Annotated in this window: 16 protein-coding genes; 5 read left to right on the forward strand and 11 right to left on the reverse strand. The window is 62.3% G+C overall.

Annotated elements, in window-relative coordinates; all coding sequences use genetic code 11:
• Positions 1-108 precede the first annotated feature (108 nt).
• Positions 109-2,280 (forward strand): adenylate/guanylate cyclase domain-containing protein, encoded by a 2,172-nt coding sequence (locus J7U39_RS00710; RefSeq protein WP_210631559.1) that lies wholly within the window; start codon positions 109-111, stop codon positions 2,278-2,280.
• A 6-nt stretch (positions 2,281-2,286) separates the two neighbouring features.
• On the opposite strand, the gene J7U39_RS00715 is transcribed toward J7U39_RS00710, so the two are convergent.
• The gene (locus J7U39_RS00715; RefSeq protein ID WP_210631560.1) at positions 2,287-3,306 is read right to left on the reverse strand and encodes a FecR domain-containing protein; all 1,020 of its coding nucleotides are present in this window, start codon (positions 3,304-3,306) and stop codon (positions 2,287-2,289) included.
• 307 nt (positions 3,307-3,613) lie between these two features.
• Between J7U39_RS00715 and J7U39_RS00720 the strand changes: the two genes are divergently transcribed.
• From J7U39_RS00720 to J7U39_RS00735, 4 genes are all read left to right on the forward strand, one after another.
• Positions 3,614-4,867: a sarcosine oxidase subunit beta family protein gene (locus tag J7U39_RS00720; protein ID WP_011426818.1), complete on the forward strand. Its 1,254-nt coding sequence runs from the start codon at positions 3,614-3,616 to the stop codon at positions 4,865-4,867.
• A gap of 109 nt (positions 4,868-4,976) precedes the next feature.
• Entirely contained in the window at positions 4,977-5,318 is a 342-nt protein-coding gene (locus tag J7U39_RS00725; RefSeq protein ID WP_210629823.1) for a sarcosine oxidase subunit delta, read from the forward strand.
• Positions 5,315-8,308 carry a sarcosine oxidase subunit alpha gene (locus tag J7U39_RS00730; protein WP_210629824.1) on the forward strand — a complete coding sequence of 998 codons (2,994 nt, stop codon included), beginning with the start codon at positions 5,315-5,317 and terminating at the stop codon, positions 8,306-8,308. The genes J7U39_RS00725 and J7U39_RS00730 overlap by 4 nt, the downstream gene beginning before the upstream one ends.
• On the forward strand, positions 8,301-8,849 hold the full coding sequence (locus tag J7U39_RS00735) for a sarcosine oxidase subunit gamma (protein WP_210629825.1): 549 nt from the start codon (positions 8,301-8,303) through the stop codon (positions 8,847-8,849). Before J7U39_RS00730 ends, J7U39_RS00735 begins: the two co-directional genes overlap by 8 nt.
• Positions 8,850-8,986: 137 nt before the next feature.
• Here the strand turns inward: J7U39_RS00735 and J7U39_RS00740 are convergent, their stop codons facing one another.
• The 10 genes from J7U39_RS00740 to J7U39_RS00785 form a co-directional block, all read right to left on the reverse strand.
• Complete coding sequence (locus J7U39_RS00740) at positions 8,987-9,475, reverse strand: MaoC family dehydratase (RefSeq protein WP_210629826.1); 489 nt, start codon at positions 9,473-9,475, stop codon at positions 8,987-8,989.
• Between the two features lie 89 nt (positions 9,476-9,564).
• On the reverse strand, positions 9,565-11,541 hold the full coding sequence (gene glgX, locus J7U39_RS00745) for a glycogen debranching protein GlgX (RefSeq protein WP_210629827.1): 1,977 nt from the start codon (positions 11,539-11,541) through the stop codon (positions 9,565-9,567).
• A gap of 12 nt (positions 11,542-11,553) precedes the next feature.
• A complete protein-coding gene (locus tag J7U39_RS00750) occupies positions 11,554-13,185 on the reverse strand; it encodes an alpha-D-glucose phosphate-specific phosphoglucomutase (protein ID WP_210629828.1) in 1,632 nt (543 codons plus the stop codon).
• Positions 13,186-13,191: 6 nt separating this feature from the next.
• A complete protein-coding gene (gene glgA / locus J7U39_RS00755; RefSeq protein WP_210629829.1) occupies positions 13,192-14,634 on the reverse strand; it encodes a glycogen synthase GlgA in 1,443 nt (480 codons plus the stop codon).
• Between the two features lie 3 nt (positions 14,635-14,637).
• Entirely contained in the window at positions 14,638-15,900 is a 1,263-nt protein-coding gene (glgC, locus tag J7U39_RS00760) for a glucose-1-phosphate adenylyltransferase (RefSeq protein ID WP_210629830.1), read from the reverse strand.
• An 18-nt stretch (positions 15,901-15,918) separates the two neighbouring features.
• On the reverse strand, positions 15,919-18,126 hold the full coding sequence (glgB, locus tag J7U39_RS00765) for a 1,4-alpha-glucan branching protein GlgB (RefSeq protein WP_210629831.1): 2,208 nt from the start codon (positions 18,124-18,126) through the stop codon (positions 15,919-15,921).
• Positions 18,123-20,585, reverse strand: a complete 2,463-nt coding sequence (locus J7U39_RS00770) for a glycogen/starch/alpha-glucan phosphorylase (protein ID WP_210629832.1) — start codon at positions 20,583-20,585, stop codon at positions 18,123-18,125. Before J7U39_RS00770 ends, glgB begins: the two co-directional genes overlap by 4 nt.
• A 274-nt stretch (positions 20,586-20,859) precedes the next feature.
• Complete coding sequence (locus J7U39_RS00775; RefSeq protein ID WP_210629833.1) at positions 20,860-22,092, reverse strand: TadE/TadG family type IV pilus assembly protein; 1,233 nt, start codon at positions 22,090-22,092, stop codon at positions 20,860-20,862.
• Positions 22,093-22,206: 114 nt separating this feature from the next.
• Positions 22,207-23,094, reverse strand: coding sequence for a transglutaminase family protein (locus J7U39_RS00780; RefSeq protein ID WP_210629834.1), 888 nt, complete (start codon positions 23,092-23,094; stop codon positions 22,207-22,209).
• Positions 23,091-25,508, reverse strand: coding sequence for a circularly permuted type 2 ATP-grasp protein (locus tag J7U39_RS00785; RefSeq protein ID WP_210629835.1), 2,418 nt, complete (start codon positions 25,506-25,508; stop codon positions 23,091-23,093). The genes J7U39_RS00780 and J7U39_RS00785 overlap by 4 nt, the downstream gene beginning before the upstream one ends.
• Positions 25,509-25,536 lie beyond the last annotated feature (28 nt).

The following is a 25,536-nucleotide window of genomic DNA, read 5'->3' on the forward strand; positions in this document are numbered from 1 at the left end:
GCGTCGGGAGCGCATGGGCGAATGGCGTTCGGACAGAAAGCGGCGTAGCGTGTCGGCCGACAGGCGCGGGCCGCTCGATCGGCCGTGGGAGGGACACCGGTTGAGATGATGACGCGCGTGCAGCAGATCGGTGTCGTTATCGGCCTGGTGATCGTGGCGGCCCTGACGATGCTGCGGGCAGACGATCCCGGAATCTTCAAGCTGATCCGTGGCGTGACTTTCGACGAGTACCAGCGCCTGCTTCCGAGAACATTCGAGCCCATGCCGGTCCATGTGATCGACATCGACGAGGCGTCGCTGCGCGAGTTCGGTCAATGGCCGTGGCCACGGGACCGGTTGGCCATGCTGGTGGACCGGCTCTCCGACATGGGCGCTGCGGCCATCGCCTTCGACGTCCTCTTTTCAGAGCCGGACAGGCTGTCGCCGCGCAACGTCGTGCGCGAGGTCGCGGGGGTTGACCCGTCCCTGGCCGAGAAGCTCCCCGACAATGACGAGATATTTGCCCGCTCGATCTCCGGCAAACCCGTCGTGCTCGGCTTCGGGCTTTCCAACGAGGGCAGTTACCGGCCGCCTGTCAAGGCGGGCTTTGCTTTCACCGGGGAAAGCCCCGTCTCGGCTCCGCCCTACCTTGCCGCATCGACGCCGCTCAGGCCGCAATTGGAAGCCAACGCGGCAGGGCTCGGCCATATCAGCCTCAATCCCGGCAATCCTTCGCCGGTGGTGCGGGCGGTGCCGTTGTTCCTGACCGACGGCGTGCAGCTCTATCCCAATCTCGCCGTCGAGGCGTTGCGCGTCGCGCAGGGTGTATCGACTTATGTAGTGGCCGGCGCGCCCGATCGGGCCGGCGTGATGACATCGGCAAAGATCGGCGATTTCGTCGTGCCGCTAACGGCGGCGGGCGAATTCTGGCTCTATGTCAGCCCCGACCGAGCCGAGCGCTATATCTCCGCCCGCCAGGTGCTCGCCGCCGGAGGCGCCCCTCCCGAGGTCGCTGCCGCCATTGACGGCAGCATCACCTTCATCGGCACCTCGGCGGCAGGCCTGCAGGACATCCGCGTCACGGCGCTCGGCGAGAATGTTCCCGGGGTTTCGATGCATGCGCAGGCCGTCGAACAGATTCTCTCCGGCCGCTTCCTGTCGCGGCCCGATTGGGCGGACGGCCTGGAAATCCTCACGATAGCGGTGCTCGGCTGCCTGCTCGTAGTGGTGACGACTTTCGTCAGTCCCGCCGTCGCACTGGTCTGCGGCCTGCTTATTACCGCAATGGCGCTCGTGGCCTCCTGGCTCTCCTTTCTTTATGCGGGGCTTCTTCTCGATCCGCTGGCTCCGATCGTCAGCGGATCGATCACCCATTTTGCCGCAACCTCGTTCCGCATTCTGGTGATCGACCGGGAAAGGCGCGAGGTGCGGCGCGCCTTCGGACATTATCTTTCTCCGTCACTGCTCCATCGCATCGAACATAACCGCGATGCCTTGCGCCTCGGTGGGGATGACCGGGAGCTGACGGTAATGTTCGTCGACGTCAGGAACTTCACCGAGATCAGCGAAAGGCTGGCACCGACGGATGTCGTTGCCTTCCTGAATACATTGCTCGACGCGCTGAGCCGTCATGTCGTGGCCAACGAAGGTACTCTCGACAAGTTTATCGGCGATTCGATCATGGCATTCTGGAATGCGCCGGTCGATGTTGCGGATCACGAAATCAAGGCGGTTCGCGCGGCGCTCGCCATGCGCGAGACACTCGCCGAACTGAACGCCGCCGACGCCTTCGGTTTCGGATCCGATCAGGAGGTCGGCATCGGCATCGGCATCCATACCGGCGTTGCTTGCGTCGGCAATATGGGCGCCAAGACCCGCTTCAACTATTCGGCTGTCGGAGATGCCGTCAACGTCGCGGCCCGCATCGAATCGTCCTGCAAGGAAGTCGGCTTCGATATTCTTATCTCCGACCGCACCGCACGCTCAGTGCAGGGAATGGCGCTGATCGAAGCGGGCGCCCTTCCGCTCAAGGGGAAGAGCAGCCGGACACAGATCCTTGCCGTCGTCGGCGATGAACGGGTGGCGGTGTCCCAGGAATTCGCCGCGCTCGAGGTCGTTCACCGGCAGCTGATGCAGGCCCTGCAATCGCATTCCAGGAACAGCCGTAAGCTTATCGGGACCGCAAAGCTCAGGGCAGTGCAGGTGATCGGCGGTCTGGCGGAATTCTACCAGCGCATATCCGGCAGGACCGGTCATTTCCGCGAAGTGCCGGAGGGAATCGAAAAGAGCGCTGCAGACTGACGGGCCTCAGCGGCCACGACCCCTGTCGTGGTTGCGATCGTTGTCATCATCATGATCACGATTGTGATCGCGATCGTGATGTTCATGATCACCGCGGTTGTGTCCGCGATGATCCTCGCCGTGATTTCCGGGCTTGCCGTCATTGTCATGCCGGCCATGGCCATCATGCTTGTCCGGTCTATCCGGCTTGTCATGATGGGGCTTGTCATGATGCGGCCTCTCATGGTCATGATGGGGCTTATCGGGCTTGCTCGGTCGCTCCTTTTGTGGCTCGGCCTGTCTCTGCGGCGGATCCTGTCTTTGCGGAGCTGGCGCAATTGCCGGCGGAGGTCGCACTCTGTCTTTTCGTTCCGGTGCAACCGAGGCCATATTGCAGCCGCCGAGCATGCCGATGCCGCCCGCAAGCCGCTGGTTGCCGGAGAGGAAGGGGAGGGCGCGGGGATTTCCGAGTGTATCGAGAACGCTCGGATCGACCCGGCGGGCCGGCGACATATCGCCGTTCGGCTTGGCGACGACGCAATCGCAGCGCTGCTGCAACTGGCGGCAGCCGCCCGGGCCGCAGAAGCTGGCCGCACCGTTCAGCAAGACGACGGCCGTGGTGCCGTCCTGGCCGACGTAGAAATCGAATGCGGTGCCGCGCACGCCGATGGTGCCGGCGGGCGTCAGAATCTGGTAGGCCGAGGATTGGGAATTGCCGCTGACCCAGCGAAAGGTACCTTTCGCTGCCTTGATGGTGAGTTTCTTGACCGATTGTGAATCGTCGAAGACATATTTGTCGATGACGACCGAAGAGCCCCAGCCGACCGCCAGCTTGGTACCGTCGCGAAACAGGAATTGGCCGAGTCCGGATTGCGATGTCCTGATACGCTCGTCGCGGTGAACGCTGTTGTTGACTTCGATCGGGCCGGCTTGTCCCGTCACCTCGGTCTTGATAACCACAGCCTGGCCGACCGGCTCGGCGGCAGCTGCCAGCCGGACGCCGCATAGCGCAATGTAAAGCGCCTGGAATAAACCCCGCCCCCGTATGCACATGATACACCAGTCCCGGCAACGGGGAAAAATTAACATCATACTAACTGCTTGTCTTTTCACCCTCTTGGGTTAGGCAAGTCTGCCGCCGGGAGAACGGCGTTCTTCGCAGCATCATGCAAGATGACGTTCGTTTCAGAGTCATCGCTGGACAGCATCGGAAACTGCACAGTTTTCGACACGATGTCGTTCAGTGTCAAAAGTGAAGCTCTCGCACGTCGCAAAAGAGCCGTTGTGCCGCATTTGGATTTGCGATTTGTATGGGCGCGAGAACAGCCCCCTTGCCCGAAGGAGAAGAAGGCGGATGCGGAAATATTCGGTTTTTGCCGTGGCGCGGGAGGCCCTTCGCGGCCACAGAGGTTGGGAGAAGCAGTGGACTTCGCCGGAACCGCGCGCCGAGTACGATGTCGTTATCATCGGCGCTGGCGGACACGGCTTGGGAGCCGCCTACTATCTTGCCAAGGAGCACGGCATCACCAATGTGGCGGTGATCGAGAAGGGCTGGCTCGGCGGCGGCAATACCGGGCGCAATACGACCATTATCCGTTCGAACTATCTCTATGAAGAGAGCATGCACATTTACGAGCATTCGATGAAGCTCTGGGAGGGGCTTTCACAGGAGCTCAACTACAATGTGATGTATTCGCCGCGCGGCGTGATGATGCTCTCGCACAATATTCACGACCAGCAGTCGTTCAAGCGACACATCCACGCCAACCGGCTTTACGGCATCGACAATGAATGGCTGACGCCGGAGCAGGCGAAGGCCTATTGTCCGCCGCTCGACATCTCTGCCAGTGCGCGCTATCCGATCAATGGTGCGGCGCTGCAGCGCCGCGGCGGCACGGCGCGGCACGATGCTGTAGCCTGGGGATATGCGCGGGCAGCCTCAGACCGAGGCGTGCACATCATCCAGAACTGCGAAGTGACCGGCATCCGGCGCGGTCCGGACGGACGGGTGACCGGGGTCGAGACTTCGCGCGGCTTCATCGGCGCCAGAAAGGTCGGCGTATCGGCCGCGGGCCATACATCGACAATCATGAAGATGGCGGATGTGCGCGTGCCGCTGCAGTCGAGCCCGCTGCAGGCGCTGGTCTCCGAGCCGCTGAAGCCGATCTTCCCCTGCGTCGTCATGTCGAACACGGTGCATGCCTATATCTCGCAGTCCGACAAGGGCGAGCTCGTCATCGGCGCCGGCACAGACCAGTATAATTCCTATTCCCAGACCGGCGGGTTGCAGATCATCACGCATACGCTCGACGCCATCTGCGAACTCTTTCCGATGTTCCGGCGCGTCAAGATGATGCGGCAATGGGGTGGCATCGTCGACAATACGCCGGATCGTTCGGCAATCCAGTCGAAGACGCCGGTTCCGGGGCTTTACGTCAATTGCGGCTGGGGCACCGGCGGCTTCAAGGCGACGCCGGGCTCGGCCAATCTCTTTGCGCATCTGATCGCCCGCGATGAAGCGCACAAGTTCAATGCCGGCCTGACGCTGGAACGCTTCCGCAGCGGCCGGCTGATCGATGAAGCGGCGGCTGCGGCGGTGGCGCACTGATGATGAACGTGTTCGCTCAGATGCTCGCTTCTTTGGTTATTCACGCCCTCATCCGCCTTGAACGTACCTTCTCCCTGCTGGGGAGAAAGGGAGGAGAAGGAAATTTCATATGCTGCTGATCCATTGCCCTTATTGTCAGGAAGAGCGTTCCGAACTCGAATTCCGCGGCGCGGGTGACGCGCATATCGCGCGGCCGGCCGATATCGCCTCGATCTCGGATGAGGAATTCGAAGAGTATTTCTTTCTGCGTGACAACCCGAAGGGGCTGATCTTCGAGCGCTGGCGGCATATTCACGGCTGCGGCCGCTTCTTCAACGCGGCGCGCGATACGGTGAGCGACAAGTTCATCATGACCTACAAGGCAGGCGAGCCGAAGCCGCGGATCGGTGCCGAGGCCGAACAGCACGGGCCTGTCGAGACCTATGAAGCCGTGGAAGGAGAGGCGCAATGAGCGGTGCCAATCGTATCGTCGGCAAGGGGCGTCTGACGCCTGCAAAGACCGCGCGCTTCAGCTTCGACGGCCAGAGCTATACCGCGCTAGAAGGCGATACTGTCGCCTCGGCGCTGATCGCCAACGGCATTCATCTCGTCGGCCGTTCGTTCAAATATCACCGGGCCCGCGGCATCCTCTCGGCAGGGGCCGAAGAGCCGAACGCGCTGATCGACGTCGCCCGTGACAAGGCGCGCAAGCAGCCGAACGTGCGCGCCACGGTGCAGGAAGTCTTCGACGGCATGATCGTCCAGTCGCAGAACCGCTGGCCTTCGCTTGCCTATGACGTCGGCGCGGTCAACAACCTGATGTCGCCGTTCTTCGCCGCCGGCTTCTACTACAAGACCTTCATGTGGCCGCGCTCCGCCTGGAAACATGTCTACGAGCCGTTCATCCGTCGCGCTGCCGGCCTCGGCGTCGCGCCGACGGAGGAGGATCCGGACCATTATGCCAGCCGCTACGCCCATTGCGACGTGCTGGTGGTCGGCGCCGGTGTGGCCGGACTTTCGGCGGCGCTGGCAGCGGCCCAGACCGGTGCGAAGGTGATCCTTTGCGACGAGCAGGCGGAAGCCGGCGGTGCGCTGCGCTACGATGCCGGCGTCAGGATCGACGGACAGGATGGTTACGCCTGGGCGCAGAAAACCGTGGCGCGGTTGAAGGCGATGGACAATGTCGAAGTGCTCATCCGCACGACCGCCTTCGGTTACTACAACCACAATTTCGTCGGCCTTGCCGAACGCGTCACCGATCATATCGCCAAACCATCGAGCGATCTGCCGCGCGAGCGGCTCTGGCAGGTCCGCGCCAAGCGGGTAATCCTCGCCAACGGCGCGATCGAGCGGCATATGGTATTTCCGAACAACGACCGGCCCGGCATCATGCTGGCTTCGGCGGGGCGGATGTACCTCAATCATTACGGCGTTGCCGTCGGAAGCAATGTCGGCATCTACACGGCGCATGACTCCGCCTACGAGGCGGCTTTCGATCTCAAGCGGGCCGGTGTCTCGGTCGCCGCCATCGTCGACTGCAGACAGGCGCCGGGAGCGGCGGTACTGGCGGAGGCGCGTGCGCTTGGCATCGACGTGCTCACCGGCCAGTCGGTCGTCAATACGGCGGGGCGGCTGCGCATCTCATCGATGACGGTGGCGCGCAACGGCGGCGGTTCGCCGCGCAAGATCGCGGTCGATGCGCTTCTGGTTTCGGCCGGCTGGACGCCGTCGGTGCATCTGTTCTCGCAGTCGCGCGGCAAGGTGGCCTTCGAGGCGGAAAGTCAGCGCTTCCTGCCCGGCACCTATGCGCAGGATTGCCTGTCTGTCGGCGCCTGCAACGGCACCGACGACCTGCAGCGGACGGTCGAGGAATCGCTTGCCGCCGGCGAACTGATGGCGCAGGCCGCTGGCAAGAGCGGCGGCGGCAAGATCACGATCTCGGCCGAGCAGCCCTATGACTGGACCGGCGGGATGATCGGTGCTGCCGAAGGCGCCGGCCCAAAGACGAATGCCAAGGCCTTCATCGATTTCCAGCACGATGTCTGCGCCAAGGATATCCGCCTCGCCGTGCGCGAGGGCATGCACTCGATCGAGCATATCAAGCGGTTTACGACCAACGGCATGGCCTCGGACCAGGGCAAGCTTTCCAATATGCATGGCCTGGCGATCGCCGCCGAAATGCTCGGCAAGGAAATCCCGCGAGTCGGTCTCACCACCTTCCGCGCGCCCTATACGCCGGTGACCTATGGTACGCTGATCGGCCATTCGCGCGGCAAGTTGTTCGATCCGACGCGCAAGACGCCGCTGCACGGCTGGGAAGAAGCGCATGGCGCTGTTTTCGAGGATGTCGGCAACTGGAAACGCGCCTGGTTCTATCCGCGCTCGGGCGAGAGCATGCACCAGGCGGTTGCGCGCGAGTGCCGGACGGCCCGCGAGTCGGCGGGTATCTTCGACGCATCGACGCTCGGCAAGATCGAGGTCGTAGGCCCGGATGCGGCGAAATTCCTCAATCTCATCTACACCAATGCCTGGGACACGCTGAAGCCTGGCAAGGCGCGCTACGGCATCATGACGCGTGAGGACGGCTTCGTTTATGACGACGGCGTCGTCGGTCGCCTGGCGGAGGACCGTTTCCATGTGACGACGACGACAGGCGGAGCGCCGCGTGTTCTCCATCACATGGAAGATTACCTGCAGACGGAATTCCCGGATCTGAAGGTATGGCTGACCTCGGTGACTGAACAATGGGCCGTCATCGCCGTACAAGGGCCGAAGGCGCGCGAGATCGTCGAACCTCTCGTCGAAGGTGTCGATCTTTCCAACGAGGCCTTCCCGCATATGAGTGTCGCCGAGTGCACGGTCTGCGGCGTACCAGCGCGACTCTTCCGCGTTTCTTTCACCGGTGAAATCGGTTTCGAAATCAACGTGCCGGCCGATTACGGCCAGTCGGTGCTCGAAGCGGTCTGGGCCAATGCCGAACCGCTCGGCGCCTGCGTCTACGGTACGGAGACGATGCACGTTCTTCGCGCCGAGAAGGGCTATATCATCGTCGGCCAGGATACGGACGGGACCGTGACCCCTGACGACGCGGGCGTCGCCTGGGCCGTTTCGAAGAAGAAGAAGGACTTCGTCGGCATTCGCGGGCTGCAGCGGCCGGACCTCGTTAAGGAGGGGCGCAAGCAGCTCGTCGGCCTCGTCACCAAGGATCCGAAGCTGGTGCTCGAAGAAGGCGCGCAGGTCGTCGCGAGCCCGAATGAGCCGAAGCCGATGACGATGCTCGGCCATGTCACATCGGCCTATTGGTCGGAAAATTGCGGCAGGTCGATCGCCTTCGCGCTGGTCGCCGGCGGCCGGGCGCGGATGGGCGAGACGCTTTATGTGCCGATGCCGGACCGGACGATCGCCGTCGAAGTGACGGATCTGGTGTTCTTTGACAAGGAAGGAGGCCGCATCCATGGCTGATGTCGCAATTCGCAAGCCGGCGCTGGCCGGCCGTCTCGGCGGCTCCGCCACCGTGCGCCTGTCCGTCGCACCGTCCGCGAGCCGCGTGGCGCTGCGCGCGCCCGCTGGATCGCTCAAAGCACTTTCTTTGGCTCTCGGCCTGTCTGTGCCGATCGCTCCGAAAACGTCCGGCCGCGCCGGTGCGCGCTCGGCGCTCTGGATCGGGCCGGACGAGTGGCTGTTGATCGACGAGGCCGGCGGCGATCTGATGGCGGCATGTTCCAGCGCCGGCGCGCTGCATTCCGCGACAGATGTCTCCCACCGCAACGTGGCGGTCATCGTTTCGGGGCCGGGTGCGGAGACCACGCTTGCGGCCGGCTGCCCGCAGGACCTGTCGCTGTCGTCCTTTCCGGTCGGTGCTGCCTCGCGCACGGTCTTCGGCAAGGCGGAGATCGTACTTTTCCGGACGGAAGAAGATACGTTCCGGGTGGAGTGCTGGCGGTCGTTTTCCGATTACGTCTTCGGGCTCTTGGCCGAGGCGGCGGAAGATGCCGGCCATTGAGGCTTCCAAGCCCGCTGCCTAACCGGATGAGATTTTCAGGGTCGCAAATGACAGTGCCGCCCATTTCGTACCAATGGGCGGCATCCGTGCTGGATGCGGCGAAGTCGTTTCCGGGCGCGTAGGATAGCGGCGCTTTCCTACGCGTCTTCCGGCCGGTCCTTCGGGTCGAACTGGATGATGGTGATCCATCGTGCCGTCAGTGCCGGCTTCTTCTCGTTTTCGATCTCGATCGTCACGTCGTAGGTGGTCATCAGCATGCCGCCGCCCCGGAAGCGGGCGTCGGAGAGCAGAAAACGGCCGCGCACGCGGGCGCCGCTCTTGACCGGCGTCATGAAGCGGACGCGATCGAAGCCGTAGTTGATGCCCATGGTCTGCTCGCGCACTTTCGGCAGGCAATTGTAGTTCATCGCCGACAGCAGGGACAGCGTCAGGAAGCCATGGGCGATGGTGCCGCCGAAGGGGCTTTCAGCGGCCGCGCGCCCGGGATCGACATGAATGAACTGATGGTCGTCGGTCGCCCCCGCAAAAGCGTCGATCATTGTCTGGTCGACGGTAATCCAATCCGAAAGACCCGTTTCCATGCCGATCAATCCCCGCACGTCGGAGAGTGAAATTTCCGTGACCATGAATTCCTCGTGAGAAAAGCCGCCGGGCCAAGCCTTATCGTGCATTTATGACGATTGCGACAAGGATTTGCGTGAGTGTGAGGAGGCGGTCATTTTTCTACGAAAAAGGCGACGGAGCGTGGCTCGACGGTCACGCTGGCGTCGGGCTTCTTCGCTCCCTCCGGGGTCAGTTGGCTCCAGCCCGGCTCGTTTTCCGACGGAAGCACAAAGAGCTGGCGGCTCTCCGAGCGATTGAAAAGCACAGCAAGCCGGGTGTTTCTGCCGCGCGAGGAGCGGTCGCCGGTGGCGAGCAGCATGCCGAGCGTCGAAAGCGACGGCGTCTCCCATTCGGCAACGGTCATCGGTTCGCCGGAGAGCGAGATCCATTCGACATCGCCGTTGCCGGAGAGGAAGCGTGTTTCGGAGAAAACTGTGAAGCGGCGGCGCAACCCTGCGACGAACGCGGTATGCGCGATGAGATCCTCGTTCAGCGCCTTCCAGTCCAGCCAGGTGATTTCGTTGTCCTGGCAATAGGCGTTGTTGTTGCCGCGCTGGCTGCGGCCGCCTTCGTCACCCGCCGTCAGCATGATGCTGCCACGGGTGGCAAAGAGCGTCGATATCAGCGCCATCACGTCATTGATCCGGCGCTTGCGAATTGTGGGATAGAGGGTCTCGCCTTCAACCCCATTGTTCCAGGAATGGTTCTCGTTGTGGCCGTCCCGATTGTGCTCGCCATTGGCGTCATTGTGCTTGCCGGCATAGGAGACGAGGTCGATCAGCGTGAAGCCGTCATGGGCGGCGAGGAAGTTGACGCTGCGCGTCTCTTTGCCGTCGTTGCCGGAGAAGATGTCGGAGGAACCGGCAAGCGCCGTCGCGAGCGAGCCGGTCTTCCACTGGTCGCCCCGCCAGTAACAGCGCAGATCGTCACGAACCCTGTCGTTCCATTCGAGGAAGGGCGGCGGGAAGTTGCCGAGCTGGTAACCGCCCGGACCGATATCCCAGGGTTCGGCGATCATGATCCGGTCGGCGAGCACGTCGTCCGCCAAGATTGCGGCAAGCGTTCCTCCGTCGCGCTCAAACCCGCTCGCGGTGCGGCCCAGCACCGGGGCGAGATCGAAGCGGAAACCATCGACGCCGGCATTGAGGACAAAATGGCGCAGGCTGTCGATGACGAGGCGCCTGACCTCGGGATGATCGCAGGCGATCGTGTTGCCGGTGCCGGTGTCGTTTATGAGTTCGCCGGGGCTGTTTTGGGCGTGGCGGTAATAATGCAGATTGTCGAGGCCGCGCAGCGACAGCGTGGTGCCATAGCGGTCGCTCTCGCCGGTATGATTGAAGACCAGATCGAGGATGACGGCGATGCCTTCGGCATGGATAGCGGCAACGGTGTTGCGCAGCTCCGCCATGCCGCCGGGGGCGATCCGCGGATCGAGCGCCATCAGGCCGACGGGGTTGTAGCCCCAGCCGTTGGTGAGGCCGAGCGGCGGCAGATGGCGCTCATCGATCCAGGCGGTAATCGGCATCAGTTCGATGGCATCGACCCCGATTCGCTTCAGATGCGCGATAACGGAGGGATGGGCAAGGGCTGCGACCGTGCCGCGTTCGGTTTCCGGCACATCGGGGTGAAGGATGGTGAAGGGCCGCACCGCCACTTCATAGATAAAACCGCCCGGCTCGAAGAGTGGCTTGTCGATTGTGGCTGGGGTGTCGGTGGTGACGATCGCCTTCGGCATCAGATCCTGGCTGTCTTCGCCGTAGAGCCCGAGGCGGGGATCGTAACGGAACGGCCGGTCGATCTCCTTGGCGTAAGGGTCGATCAGCAGTTTTGACGGATCGAACCAGAGGCCGTTGTCGGGCGCATAGATGCCGTCGGCGCGATAGCCGTAGCGGGCGCCTTGCCGGAGGCCGTCGACGAAGAGGCGATGGATGTGGTTGCCATCGCGGGCCATCGGCAGGCGCGCGAATTCCTTGTTGCCGTCATCTTCGAAGAGGCAGAGTTCGATCTGCGCGGCATGATGCGACCACACCGCAAATTCGACGCCGGTCTCGAAGACGATCGCGCCCCGCGCCGAATTGCTGTCCCGCATGGTCCCCCCGGATCAGGTGATCACGGTTGGCTCATCGCGTCCCGTGCGCTCACGAATGCTGGCAATGCTTTCGGCGGCCGCAATCAGATCTGCGAGCGCTTCCTGCGTTTCGATGTTGTGACGAGTCGAATCCGGCTCGTAGCGCTCGATATAGACGCGCAAGGTTGCGCCAGACGTGCCGGTGCCCGACAGGCGGAAGACGACACGGGAGCCGCCCTCGAAGAGCAGGCGGATGCCCTGATGCTCGCTGACCGACTTGTCGATCGGATCGTGATAGGCGAAATCGTCTGCCTTCTCGACCTTCAGGCTGCCGATGCTCTTGCCGGGGAGGGTGGAGAGCTGGCTGCGGAGATTGTCCATCAGGCCGTTCGCCGCGCCGGTGTCCAGGCCTTCATAGTCGTGGCGCGAGTAATAGTTGCGGCCGTAGGTCTGCCAGTGCTGAGTGACGACGTCGGCGACGCTCTCGCCACGCACGGCAAGGATGTTCAGCCACAGCAGCACGGCCCAGAGGCCGTCCTTCTCACGGACATGATTGGAGCCGGTGCCGGAGCTCTCCTCACCGCAGATCGTCGCCATGCCGGCGTCGAGCAGGTTGCCGAAGAACTTCCAGCCGGTTGGCGTCTCATACATGCCGATGCCGCGTTTTTCAGCGACGCGGTCGGCCGCGCCCGATGTCGGCATCGAGCGGGCGATGCCGGCGAGACCGCCGGAATAGCCGGGGGCGAGATTGGCGTTGGCGGCAAGGATCGCCAGGCTGTCGGAGGGGGTGACGAAGATGCCGCGGCCGATGATGAGGTTGCGGTCGCCGTCGCCGTCGGACGCGGCTCCGAAATCGGGCGCGTCCTCGCCCATCATCTCATCGAAGAGTTCCTTGCAGTGAACCGGGTTCGGATCGGGATGATGGCCGCCGAAATCCGGCAGCGGCATGAAGTTGCGCACCGAACCGAGGGGCGCGCCAAGGCGATTTTCGAAGATCTCCTTGGCGTAGGGGCCGGTGACGGCGCTCATGCCGTCGAAAGCGATGCGGAAACCGAGGCTGATCAGATTGCGGATGGCGCCGAAATCGAACAGCTCTTCCATCAGCGCGGCATAGTCCTCGACCGGATCGATGACCGAGAGGATCATACCGCCGGGAAGCTCGTCCTTGCCGATACGGTCGAGATTGACGTCGGCGAAATCGGCGATCTTGTAGCTATCGATCGTCTTGGAACGGGCGTAGATCGCGTCGGTGATCTTTTCCGGCGCCGGGCCGCCATTGTTGATATTGTATTTGATGCCGAAGTCTTCGGTCGGGCCGCCGGGATTGTGGCTGGCCGACAGAATGATGCCACCGAAGGCCTTGTACTTGCGGATAATGTGGGACGCGGCCGGCGTCGACAGAATGCCGCCCTTGCCGACCATCACCTTGCCGAAGCCGTTGGCGGCGGCCATCTTGATCGCCTTCTGGATGACCTCGCGATTGTAGTAACGTCCGTCGCCGCCGATGACGAGGCACTTGCCCTGATAGCCTTCCAGCGAATCGAAGATGGCCTGGATGAAATTCTCCGCATAGTTCGGCTGCTGGAAGACCGGAACCTTCTTACGCAGACCCGAAGTGCCGGGTTTCTGGTCCAGATAGGGCGTGGTGGGTACGGACTTGATCATTTTAGGTCACATGCCTTTCGAGACGAGGCTTGAATAGAGGGCAGCGTAGCGTTCGGCGCTCTTCTCCCAGGAGACATCCGATTTCATGCCTTGCTTTTGCAATTGGGTCCAGAGTTTTCGGTCCGCGTAAAAATGCATGGCACGGCGGATTGCCTGTAGCATGCCCGTTTCGGTCACGGGTGAGAATTGTATGCCGGTTGCCACTTTCGTCGCAAGTGCGGCGTGATTGGCGTCGATCACGGTGTCGTTCAATCCGCCGGTGCGGGCGACGATCGGCACGCAGCCATACCGCAGACCGTAAAGCTGGGTGAGGCCGCAGGGTTCGAAGCGCGACGGGATGATGATCGCGTCGCAGCCGGCCTGCATCAGGTGCGACATCGGTTCGTTATAGCCGATCGAGACGCCGATGCGGCCGGGATGGCGGCTGGCGGAGGCAAGCAGCGCACCTTCAAGCGCAGCTTCGCCGGAGCCGAGCACGACGAGTTTGCCGCCCATGGCGACGATCTGGTCTGCGACGTTGGCGACGATATCCATGCCCTTCTGCCAGGTGAGGCGGCTGATGACGCAGAAGATCGGCGCATCGTCATTGTCGAGGTGGAAGAACTCGGCGATCGAGCGGCGGTTTTCCTCGCGGTTCTTCAGCGTCGTCGGGCCATAATGGGTGTGGACGACGGGGTCGGTCGCCGGGTTCCAGACATCGGTATCGATGCCGTTGACGATGCCATGCAAATCGTCGATGCGGGTGGCGATGACGCCTTCGAGCCCCATGCCGAATTCGGGCGTCAGGATCTCGTCGGCATAGGTCGGACTGACGGTCGTGACCGCATGGGCGGTCTGCAGGCCACCCTTGAGGAAGCCGACGGTGCCGTAATATTCGATGCCGTCGACGGCGAAGGCATGGTCGGGCAGGCGCAGGCCGGGAAAGATGTCGGAGCCGAATTGGCCTTGGAAGGCGATGTTGTGGATCGTCAGCACGCTCGGCAGTTCCGGCGTCGGATAATAGCGCATGTAGACCGAGGTCAGCGCCGCTTGCCAATCATGGGTATGGACGAGATCCGGCCGCCAGCCGGGCAGCAGACCGGCGGCGATCTCTGAAGCTGCGAGCGACAGGGCGGCGAAACGACGCCAATTGTCGGGATAATCCTTGCCGAGCGGATCGAGATAGGGGCCGCCCGGCCGGTCGTAATAAGCCGGGGCATCGAGGACGAGGAGATCGAGGCCCTCGTGTTCAACCTCGAGCACGGTTGCCCGCTCACCGAGCAGGTCCGGGAATTCGAGCCTGACGACGGGGTCGCGAATGACCTTCATGACGGCGGGGTAGCCGGGCAGGAGGGTCTTGGTCTCGACCCCGAAGGCTTTCAGAGCAATCGGCAGGGCGCCGGACACATCGGCCAGGCCCCCTGTCTTGATCAAGGGGAAGACTTCGGACGAAACCGAAAGAACTTTCATAAGTCAGATATCCAGCTTGTCGATCATCGGTTGCGTGATCAGGCAGATGCCGCTTTCCGTCCGTCGGAAGCGCCTGGCGTCGAGCTCGGCGTCTTCGCCGACGACAAGGCCTTCCGGAATGACGACGCCATGGTCGATCACCACATTCTTGAGCTGTGCACGCCGTCCGATCTTCACGTTCGGCAGGATGACCGCCCCTTCCAGTTTGGAAAAGGAATTGGCCCTGACGCCGGTGAAGAGCAGGCTCTTATTGAGGCTGGCGCCCGAGATGATGCAGTCGCCCGAGACGACGGAGGAGGTGGCCGAGCCGCGGCGGTCGTCGTCGTCATGGACGAATTTCGCCGGCGGGGTGATCTCGGCATAGGTCCAGATCGGCCAGGACTTGTCGTAGATATCGAGTTCCGGGACGATGGCCGTCAGATCGATATTGGCCTGCCAGTAGGCGTCGATCGTGCCGACGTCGCGCCAGTAGGGCTCGTGTTCGAAATCGGAGCGGACGCAGGATTTGGCGAAGCGGTGGGCGACCGCCTTCCCGTTCTTGACGATATAGGGAATGATGTCCTTGCCAAAATCGCGGCTCGAGTTCGGGTCGGCGGCGTCGCGGCGCAGCGCATCGAGCAAGAACTTGGTGTGGAAGACGTAGATGCCCATTGAGGCGAGCGCGAAATCCGGCTTGTCCGGAATGCCCGGCGGATCGGCGGGCTTTTCGATGAAGGCGAAGATCTCGTCCTTTTCGTTGACATGCATGACGCCGAAGCCGGTTGCTTCCATGCGCGGCACTTCCAGGCAGCCGATCGTCACGTCCGCGCCGGAATCGACATGCTGCTGCAGCATGTATTCATAGTCCATCTTGTAGACATGGTCGCCGGCGAGAATGACCATGTATTCGACGCCGTAATCCTCGATAATATCGATGTTCTGATAAACGGCGTCGGCGGTGCCTTCATACCACTGCGTTTCGGAAACGCGCTGCGAGGCAGGCAGGATGTCGAAGCTTTCGTTTCGCTCAGGGCGGAAGAAGTTCCAGCCGCGCTGCATGTGACGGATCAGCGAATGCGCCTTGTATTGCGTCGCGACGCCGATGCGGCGAATGCCCGAGTTCAGCGCGTTCGACAGAGCGAAGTCGATGATGCGGGCCTTGCCGCCGAAATAGACGGCGGGCTTGGCGCGTCGGTCGGTGAGTTCCTTGAGACGGCTCCCCCTGCCGCCGGCCAGAACATAGGCCATTGCATCGCGGGCAAGTGGCTGAATACGCTTCTCTACCATTTTCTCCTCCCACCAGTCTTAATTTTCAGGTTCAAGCATGATTGTCGCCAAGGGCGGCAGCGTGATCGAGCAGGTGATATTGCCGCCGGCATCGACGGCCTGCACGCGTCCGCCATTGCCCTTGCCGCTGCCGCCATAGATGTCGGCATCGGTATTCAGAATCTCCCGCCAGCGGCCTGCAAGCGGCAGACGTATGAGATAATTCTCGCGATAGACGGGAGTAAAGTTGGTGATGACGACGATCGGCTTCTGGCCCGGGGCTTTGCGCTGCCAGGCGAAGACGGAATTCTCGCTGTCGTCGGCAATCAGCCATTCGAAGCCATCGCCCTCGCAGTCCCGCTCATGCAGGGCGGGCTTGCTGCGATAGGTGAAGTTGAGGTCGCGCACCAGACGCCGCATGCCCTCGTGCATACGGTATTGCAGCAGGTTCCAGTCGAGCGACCGATCCTCGCTCCACTCGCTCCACTGGGCGAATTCCTGGCCCATGAACAGGAGCTTCTTGCCGGGATAGCCCCACATATAAGCGTAATAGGCGCGCAGATTGGCGAACTTCTGCCAGTCGTCGCCCGGCATCTTGGCGATCAGCGAGCCCTTTCCGTGAACGACCTCGTCGTGCGACAGCGGCAGGACGAAATTTTCCGAATAGGCATAGAGGAGGCCGAAGGTGAGCTCGTTGTGGTGGTGCTTGCGGTGCACCGGGTCGCGCTTCATGTAGCTCAGCGTGTCATGCATGAAGCCCATGTTCCATTTGAAGCCGAAACCGAGGCCGCCTTCATGCACGGGTTGCGAAACCTTCGGCCAGGAGGTCGATTCCTCGGCGATGGTCATGACGTTGGAATGCTGGCCATAGATGCGGATGTTGAGGTCCTGCAGAAAACGGACAGCTTCGAGGTTCTCGTTGCCGCCATATTCGTTCGGGATCCATTCGCCATGCTTGCGGGAATAATCGAGATAGAGCATCGAGGCGACGGCATCGACGCGCAGGCCGTCGAGATGGAACTTCTCGGCCCAATAGAGGGCGTTGTTGACCAGATAGGAAACCACTTCGGTGCGGCCGAAATTATAGATCGCCGTGTTCCAGTCCGGATGGAAGCCCTTGCGCGGGTCTTCGTGCTCGTAGAGCGCCGTGCCGTCAAACCAGCCGAGTCCGTGTTCGTCGGTCGGGAAATGCGCCGGCACCCAGTCGAGAATGACGCCGATCCCGACCTTGTGGCAGCCGTTGACGAAACGGGCGAAGCCTTCCGGCTCGCCGAAGCGGGCGGTCGGTGCGTAAAGGCCCGTCGTCTGGTAGCCCCAGGAAGGGTCATAGGGATGTTCTGTGATCGGCAGGAATTCGATATGGGTGAAGCCCATGTCGACGCAATAGGGGATGAGGCTGGAGGCGAGCTCGTCCCAGGAAAGCATGGTGCCGTCCTGCCGGCGCTGCCAGGAGCCGGCATGCACCTCATAGATCGAGATCGGCTGACGGCGCTTGTCGATTTCGCGCCAGTGCTTCAGATGGGCCTCGTCCTCCCAGACCTGCTCCAACTCGGCAGCGGCGATCGAGGCGGTCTTCGGTCTGAGTTCGCTGCGGCGGGCGAAGGGATCGGCCTTCAGCGGCAGCAATACGCCGTCGTGGCCACGGATCTCGAACTTGTAGGCGACGCCGAGCGGTACATCGGGAGCGAAGATTTCCCAGATGCCGCTGTCGGCGCGAAAGCGCATGACGTGGCGGCGGCCGTCCCAGCCGTTGAAATCGCCGACGACGGAGACGCGCTGGGCGTTCGGCGCCCAGACCGCGAAGTGGATGCCCTGGGCGCCGTCATGTTTGATGAGATGGGCGCCCATCTTGTCGAACAGGCGCAGATGTGAACCTTCGCGGGCGAAATAATCGTCCATCGGCCCGAGCACCGGCCCGAAGCTGTAGGGGTCGGTGACTGCCCATTCGGCATCGCCGCGCCGGGCGCGATAGCGCACCGGCTGCAGTTTGGCGAGCGAAACCGGCCCGGCGAAGAGGCCATCAGCGTGGAGCCGATTCAATTCGCCGATGACGCTGCCGTCGAGCGTCATGGCGGTCACTTCTTCCGCGCCCGGGATGAAACACCGGGCAACGAAAGCGTCGCCGGCTTGGTGCACACCTAGAACGGCAAAGGGATTGGAATGCGAACCGGCAAGGATCGCCGTGATTTCATCTGCCGAAATTTCCCAGGAAAGCTTTACTTCAGGGACGGTTTTCGGCGTTTTCATCCGGCTCTCCAGATTTCGTCTGCATATTGCCTGATCGTGCGATCGGAGGAGAACCAGCCCATCCGTGCGGTATTGTTGATCGTCTTCGTGTACCAGGCGGACTGGTTGGTCCAGATCTGATCGACGTCGCGCTGGGCCTGGGCATAGGCGTCGAAATCGGCGGCGACCATGAACCAGTCATGCGAATAGATGCCGTCGATCAGCGCCGCGTAGCGATTGCGGTCATCGGGTGAGAAGACGCCGGAACCGATGGCCGAAAGCGCCTGGGAGAGTTCGCGGGATCCCTCGATAATGGCGCGGGGGTTGTGGCCATCGCTGCGGACCTTGGCGACCTCATCGGCCCTGAGGCCGAAGATGACGATGTTGTCTTCGCCGACATTGTCGCGCATTTCGACATTGGCGCCGTCGAGCGTGCCGATCGTCAGCGCGCCGTTGAGGCCGAACTTCATGTTGCCGGTGCCTGAGGCTTCCATGCCGGCGGTCGAGATCTGCTCGGAAAGGTCGGCGGCGGGAACCATGACCTCGGCGAGCGAGACATTGTAGTTGGGCACGAAGACGACCTTCAGCAGGCCGCGCACCGATGGGTCGTTGTTGATCGTGCGGGCGACGTCGTTGATCAGTTTGATGATCAGCTTGGCGTTGTAATAGCTCGGCGCCGCCTTGCCGGCGAAGAGTTTGACGCGCGGCACCCAATCGAGCTCGGGATGCGAGCGGATCTGGTCGTAGAGGGCAACCGCTTCGATGATGTTCAGAAGCTGGCGCTTGTATTCATGGATGCGTTTGATCTGGATGTCGAACATCGCCGACGGATCGAGCTTCACGCCCATCCGGCTGGCGACGAGGTTGGAAAGCGCCACCTTGTTGGCCCGCTTCACCGCGGCGAACTTCTGCTGGAAGCTCGGATCGGAAGCATGCGCCTCGAGCGGGCGCAGCTTCTCGGCATCATCGAGGAACGCATCGCCGATCGCCTCGCGGATCAGACCGGTGAGGCCGGGATTGCACTGCTGCAGCCATCGGCGCGGCGTGATGCCGTTGGTCTTGTTGTTGATGCGGTCGGGATAGAGCTTGTGCAGGTCGGCAAAGACCGTGACCTTCATCAGGTCGGTGTGCAGGGCCGAGACGCCGTTGATCGAGTGCGAGCCGATGAAGGCGAGATTGCCCATGCGCACGCGGCGGTCGCCGCTTTCCTCGATCAGCGAGATCGAACGGATCTCGCTGTCGGAGAAGTTCTTGCCCTTGCGGGCTTCGAGCAGAATCTTGGCATTGATCGCGTAGACGATCTGCATGTGGCGCGGCAGCAGCCGCTCGAACAGCGGAACCGGCCAGCTTTCCAGCGCTTCCGGCAGAAGCGTGTGGTTGGTGTAGGAGAAGGTGCGGCGGGTGATATCCCAGGCCTGGTCGAAATCCATGCCGTGCACGTCACAGAGCAGACGCACGAGCTCGGCGACCGAGACGGCCGGATGGGTGTCGTTCAACTGAATGGCCACCTTGTCTGGCAGCGAGGTGAAATCGTCATATTGCTGCAGGTGGCGGCGCAGAATGTCCTGCAGCGAGGCCGAGGAGAAGAAGAATTCCTGGCGCAGCCGCAATTCCTGGCCGGCAGGGGTAGCGTCGGCAGGATAGAGGACGCGGGTCAGGCTCTCGGCCTTGTTGCTTTCGCGCAGCGCGCCGATGTGGTCGCCGGCGTTGAAGGCATCGAGCAGGATTGGGTCGATCGGCTGCGCTGACCAGAGGCGCAACGTGTTGACGCGTTTTCCCCGCCAGCCGACGACCGGCGTGTCGAAGGCGGCGGCGATAACGCGCTCGGCCGGCTTCCAGACGTAGCGCGGCTGGTCGTCATGGGTGGTGATGAATTCAACGGCGCCGCCGAAACCGATTTCATAGGCGCTCTCGCGCCGTTCGAATTCCCAGGGATTGCCGTGGGCGAGCCAGTTCTCCGGCAGTTCCACCTGCCAGCCGTCGGCCATCTGCTGGCGGAACAGGCCGTGGACGTAGCGGATGCCGTAGCCATAGGCCGGAACATCGACCGTCGCCATGCTTTCCATGAAACAGGCGGCCAGACGGCCGAGGCCGCCATTGCCGAGCGCGGCGTCCGGCTCCAGACCGGCGATGACGTTGACGTCAACGCCGAGGGAGCTCAGCGCATCGCGCACCTCTTCCATCAGGCCGAGGTTCGAGACGGCATCGCGCATCAGGCGGCCGATCAGAAACTCGAGAGAAAGATAATAGACGCGCTTGGCTCCGGTCGCATAGACCTCACGGGTGGAGGCCATCCACTTGTCGATGATGCGGTCGCGCACCACCAGGATCGTCGCTGTCAGCCAGTCATGCGGCTTTGCCACCTTGGCATCCTTGCCGATGCGATAGGTCAGGCGTTCGATGATTTCTTCGGCGAGAATTTCCGGCCTTGAGCTGCGGGGAGCGGGAGAGGGGATAACCGGCTTGGAAACGGTATTCATGGTCAGATCTCGCCAATTTTAATTTTGTATCAGGGTGTTATGCCTGATTTAATCGATTTGTCGCCTGCGCTTGCGACAGTTTATGCATCGTTGGGAAGCACTTGCAACAAAGGATTTGGACAAACGGAAAATTTGGGAAACCGTCATATTCACATTGCCGGGGAGGATTGATTTCAATCGCCTTTCCCGATCTGCTGGCCGGCAGCGACAGCCGAAAGCCGCACCGGGTTGTTCCGGCGCGGCTTTCCTTTGCCCCTTTTTCGTGGCGGTATGCTCAGTTCGTCAGACGTGTCAGCTGAGCGGAGGCTTTCGCACCGATCGCCTTAAAGGCGGCAAGGAGGTCTTCCATTTTTTCAGCTTGGAAATAATGGGAGTCGTCGGAGGCGCAATAATGCAGCAGCGTCTGTCCGCCAGCGGGTGCCATAAAGGCAATCGTATAGATTTCGATGCCCTTGGACTTCGCCGTGTCACATGTTGCCTTGGTCAGGGTGTCATATGAACGGCCGCCGCTGCTATCGTTGTTGTTGTCTCCGTCTGTCATGAAGACGATGTACTTTTTGGGTATTTGGCCAGTCTTCAGCTTATGGGCGGCGTCCTCGGCATCGTTCCCCGCGGCATTTTTTGCCGTCAGGGATGAATAGGCCGTGCTCATCGCGCCGCTCGAATTGGTGCCGCCTCCTGACTGAAGCGCATTGACGTAGCTCGATACACCGGCAGTCCCCCAGGCGAGACTACTGGGTGTATATTGAACGATATCGTAAGAGACTGCGCCAGTGCGTACGTATTGGGCGTTGGGATCGGCGCTGCTCAACTGGCCGAAGAGATTGCCGGCGGCGATCTTCAGCGCCTCTATTTTCGTATAGTAGTTCGTGCGGCTGCCCGTGCAGGTGTCGTAGATGGTCTTGCCGTGCTTGTTCAAATGAGGATTGCAGTCATAGGTGTACGATTCCGTCGGATCTTCCTCGTTAACTGTCGCGGTATCCTCTCCCATCGATCCCGATTTATCGAGCGCCAGATACATCGAGATGGAGCCCTGGGTCTGCGAATGGCCGCCAACAGTGGTGCCGGAAGCCGAGAGGTGTTGCGTGCTGAAGCCGACCGCCTGCATGAGTGGGTTGACCGTGAGGTCGTAACTCGGCGAAACCGTCACTTGGTAGGATGTCGATTTGCCCGAAGTCGTCGTTTGGACATTGACGCTCGTCGTGCTCTTGATGTCGGCACCGCTCTGCAGATAATTCGCCATCTGCCCCGCGACGAAATTCCGGGCGAAGGCTTCGGCCCCAGACGTTTGGATCGTGCCATTCGCCAGTGCGGTGGCGGTCGCAAGCGCGGCTGAGTCGGCCGCCTCCTGCAATTGCTGTTTCGAGAGGAGCATATCACCGACCTGGATCGCCATGCCGGCAGCGCCGAGAAGAACCGGCGCCAAGATCGCCGTCATGATACCGAAATTACCGCCTCGATCGCTGAACATGCGACGCAGGCAGGGATGCAAAATGGAGGTGCTCATCATGTTCACCCAACTGGAAACCCTGTGAGGTGATTTACGCACGCTGCTTCTTTACGCCGCCCTTACGGCGTCAATAGACTTTTAACGAATCGGCTGATTTTTCCAGTTTTGGGATCATTTCAGCGGGATTACGTCGACCGCCTGAACGGCACGTTGACCGCCGTAGCTTTTCAAAACGCCGATAACGGGAACCACGTCGGAATAGTCCCGGCCATAGGCGACGACGATATGATCCGTGCCGGCAGGGATGTCGTTGGTCGGGTCGAGCTCGATCCAGCCGATCGTCTCGCCGCACCAGGCCCGCACCCAGGCATGCATCGCATCTGCTCCTTCCAGCCGTTCCTTGCCGGGCGGTGGAATGGTACGCAGGAAGCCGGAGACGTAACCCGCCGGGATGCCGAGGCTTCTGAGCGCCAGAATCATGACGTGGGTGAAATCCTGGCAGACGCCGCGCTTCAGCCTGAACGCTTCGAGCGGGGTCGTGTCCACCGTCGTCGCGTCGGAATCGTAAGTGAAATCCTTATTGATGCGGGCGCAGAGCGCATGGGCGATCTGCACGACTGTCAGCCGGGGCGTGACGCAGCTTCGTGCATAATCGCCAATCTCGCGGGCCTGGGTCAGGCGCGGGCTGTCGCCGAGAAAGTGATGCGGTGAATCCGGCGCCAGTGACCAGACGCCTGATATTTCCTCCGGCAGCCCGGCAAGCAGCGGCGAGAAATCGGCGGCGATGGGCTGGCTTTCGACCTGCACACGGGCCTGCATGCGAATGTCGAGCGTCTCATGCGCCGTCCGCAGCATGAAGGAGGTGGCGGGGTGTTGAAAGAAGTCGACGAAATGCGACTGCTCGTCCGGCGTCGGCGAGACGGTGATCGAGCCGGCGACCAGGCGTTGCCGGTTGGCGAGCGACAACGGCATCAGGCGCATGATATGGCGAGCGCCGGAGGCCGGCACGTCGTAGCTGTAACCCATGCGGAGCGAGAGATCGTAAAGCACTGCCGTCACCCGAGATAGGTCTGGGCGAGCAGATCCGAAAGCTGCTCCAACTCGCGTTCGAGCCGCTGGTAGACCTCGACCCCCATGCCCTCGGGCGTCATCACCGCCAGACCGGAATGAAGCCGCATCGCCTCGCGGTAGAAGGGCGACATCTGCCCATTGATCAGGGCGTTCGGCAATTGCTCGACCTCATGATGGATCTCGTTCACCTGGAAGAGGACTGAGCGGGGGTTGAGAGGGTCGAGCGCCAACAGGTCGGTGACGGTCAGCCGCGCGGTGTTGACGTTGTAGCGGCGGCGATGGGTCATGACGCTGTCGCCGATCTCCAGCAGCATGTCCAGCGCGCCGTCGGGTGCTTCTGGTCCGGACATGTGGCCGAGCAGGCGCGTCATGTGCAGGCCGCGCTCGATATAGCGGCCGAGCGAGAGAAAACGCCAGCCCATGAAGCGGTACATGTTTTCGTGCACGAGGCCGGCAAAGCCGGCGAGCTTGCGCAAGAGAATTGTCATCGCATGACTGGCGTCATCGCCGGCAGTGACGGTGGCGTGAAAGCGGCGGGCGGTCTTGGCGAGATCGTTGAGGGCGAGCCAACCATCGGGCGAGAAGCGGTCGCGGATGTTGCTCGCCGAATAGACGGCGCTGTCGATGTTGCGCAGGAGCCTTTCGGGCACGGGCTCGGCGGTATCGATGTCGACGGCCGCGAGATAGGCGGAGACGTCGGCGAGCAGCGGCTGGCCCGGATCGGCGGCTTCGGCAAAACGCGCATGCCAGGCGCGCAGGATGCGCAGCGCCCCTTCGGCACGTTCGATGTAGCGGCCGAGCCAGAACAGGTTGTCGGCCGCCCGGCTCGGCAGGCTGCCAGGCATGTTGCGGGTGAAGCTGCCTTCTGCCGGCAGCAGCGTGTGGCGCTCGACCGGCTTGTCGCTGACGATCCAGACGTCGGCAGCTGCACCGCCAGACTGCATGGCGATCGCCGAGACGTCGGCGCCGGAGCCGATGCGGGCAAAACCGCCGGGCATGATCTGCCAGCCGTTTGCCGTGCGGGCAGCGAAAACGCGCAGCGACATCGGCCGCGGCACGAGTTTGCCATTCACCCAGGCGGGCGTCGTCGACAGCGTGACGACTTCCTGGCCGACCAGCTTCGGGCCGTCCGAATTCAGCCAGTCGGCGATGGAATCTTTGGCGGTCGCCCGCAGCGACGAGCCGAGCACGGATTCGCCGTTGTCGTCGAAGAAGGGCGCACGGGAATAGGCCGGGCCGATCACCATTTTCTCGATATTCTTGGCGACCTGCTCGCGCTCTTCCTTCTGGCCGCACCACCAGGTGGCGATCGACGGCAGTTTCAGATCCTGCCCCAGCAAATGCCGGCAGATGGTCGGCATGAAGGCTAGAAGCGCCCGGGTTTCCAGAATCCCCGTTCCGAGCGCGTTGACGATGGTGACGCTTTCAGCGCGCAGCGCCTCTACCAGACCGGGCGTGCCGATATGTGAATTCTGGTTCAGCTCCAGCGGATCGGCAAAGGCTGAATCGAGGCGGCGCCAGAGCACGCCGATCGGCTTCAGGCCGGCGACAGTGCGCACCATGACGCGGCCCTTGACGACAGCGAGATCCTCACCCTCGAGCAGCATGAAGCCGAGATAGCGGGCAATGTAGGCGTGTTCGTAATAGGTCTCGTTGGCCGGGCCTGGCGTCAACACTGCGATGCGGTCGTCGCCCGAATGTTTCATGTCCTGCAGCGCATCACGGAAGGCGCCGAAGAAGGAGGCGAGGCGGTGGACGGGCGTTTCGGCGTAGACATCCGAGAAGGCCCGGGTCGTCGCGACGCGGTTTTCAAGCGCAAAGCCCGCGCCGGAGGGAGCCTGGGTGCGGTCTGCCAGCACCCACCAGTTGCCGTCAGGGCCGCGGCCGATCTCGAAGGCGCAGAAGTGAAGATAGTGGCCGGATGCCGGCCGGATGCCGGCCAGCGGGCGCTGATATTCAGGATTGGCGGCGATCAGCGCCGGCGGCAGGAATCCTTCCTCCACCAGCCGGTTCTCGCCGTAGATATCGGCAATGATCGCCTCCAGCAGGTCGGCGCGCTGGACAAGGCCCGCCGACAGCGCCTGCCATTCGCGTTCATCGATCAGCACGGGAATATGCGAGATCGGCCAGGCCCGTTCGCCGGTGCCCTTGCTGCCATAGGCGCGATAGAAGACGCCGGCATCCCTGAGATAGCGGTCGGCGCGGGCGAAACGCTCGGCGAGATCCTTTTCCGGCATTGCGCCGAGATGCGAGAGGAAACGCTGCCAGACGGGGCGGACCGCGCCCTTATTGTCGACCATTTCGTCGGCGGAGCCGGGAAGCGTCGCATAGTCGAAGGCCGCATCCTTGCCGATGCGATCTCCAGCCTCTTCCCTGCGCTCCGCTGCCGGTCTCTTACCCATCAAAACCCAACCTCACCCTCGGCCTTTA

Source organism: Rhizobium sp. NLR16a, assembly GCF_017948245.1.
Classification (GTDB): domain Bacteria; phylum Pseudomonadota; class Alphaproteobacteria; order Rhizobiales; family Rhizobiaceae; genus Rhizobium.

What these genes read in the sequence shown, in the direction of transcription:
- J7U39_RS00740 (WP_210629826.1), bottom strand. Translation starts at nt 9,475, where the DNA reads ATGGTCACGGAAATTTCACTCTCCGACGTGCGGGGATTGATCGGCATG.
- J7U39_RS00775 (WP_210629833.1), bottom strand. Translation starts at nt 22,092, where the DNA reads ATGAGCACCTCCATTTTGCATCCCTGCCTGCGTCGCATGTTCAGCGAT.
- J7U39_RS00735 (WP_210629825.1), top strand. Translation starts at nt 8,301, where the DNA reads ATGGCTGATGTCGCAATTCGCAAGCCGGCGCTGGCCGGCCGTCTCGGC.
- glgA (WP_210629829.1), bottom strand. Translation starts at nt 14,634, where the DNA reads ATGAAAGTTCTTTCGGTTTCGTCCGAAGTCTTCCCCTTGATCAAGACA.
- J7U39_RS00785 (WP_210629835.1), bottom strand. Translation starts at nt 25,508, where the DNA reads ATGGGTAAGAGACCGGCAGCGGAGCGCAGGGAAGAGGCTGGAGATCGC.
- glgX (WP_210629827.1), bottom strand. Translation starts at nt 11,541, where the DNA reads ATGCGGGACAGCAATTCGGCGCGGGGCGCGATCGTCTTCGAGACCGGC.
- glgC (WP_210629830.1), bottom strand. Translation starts at nt 15,900, where the DNA reads ATGGTAGAGAAGCGTATTCAGCCACTTGCCCGCGATGCAATGGCCTAT.
- J7U39_RS00750 (WP_210629828.1), bottom strand. Translation starts at nt 13,185, where the DNA reads ATGATCAAGTCCGTACCCACCACGCCCTATCTGGACCAGAAACCCGGC.
- J7U39_RS00730 (WP_210629824.1), top strand. Translation starts at nt 5,315, where the DNA reads ATGAGCGGTGCCAATCGTATCGTCGGCAAGGGGCGTCTGACGCCTGCA.
- J7U39_RS00720 (WP_011426818.1), top strand. Translation starts at nt 3,614, where the DNA reads ATGCGGAAATATTCGGTTTTTGCCGTGGCGCGGGAGGCCCTTCGCGGC.
- J7U39_RS00725 (WP_210629823.1), top strand. Translation starts at nt 4,977, where the DNA reads ATGCTGCTGATCCATTGCCCTTATTGTCAGGAAGAGCGTTCCGAACTC.
- J7U39_RS00710 (WP_210631559.1), top strand. Translation starts at nt 109, where the DNA reads ATGACGCGCGTGCAGCAGATCGGTGTCGTTATCGGCCTGGTGATCGTG.
- J7U39_RS00770 (WP_210629832.1), bottom strand. Translation starts at nt 20,585, where the DNA reads ATGAATACCGTTTCCAAGCCGGTTATCCCCTCTCCCGCTCCCCGCAGC.
- glgB (WP_210629831.1), bottom strand. Translation starts at nt 18,126, where the DNA reads ATGAAAACGCCGAAAACCGTCCCTGAAGTAAAGCTTTCCTGGGAAATT.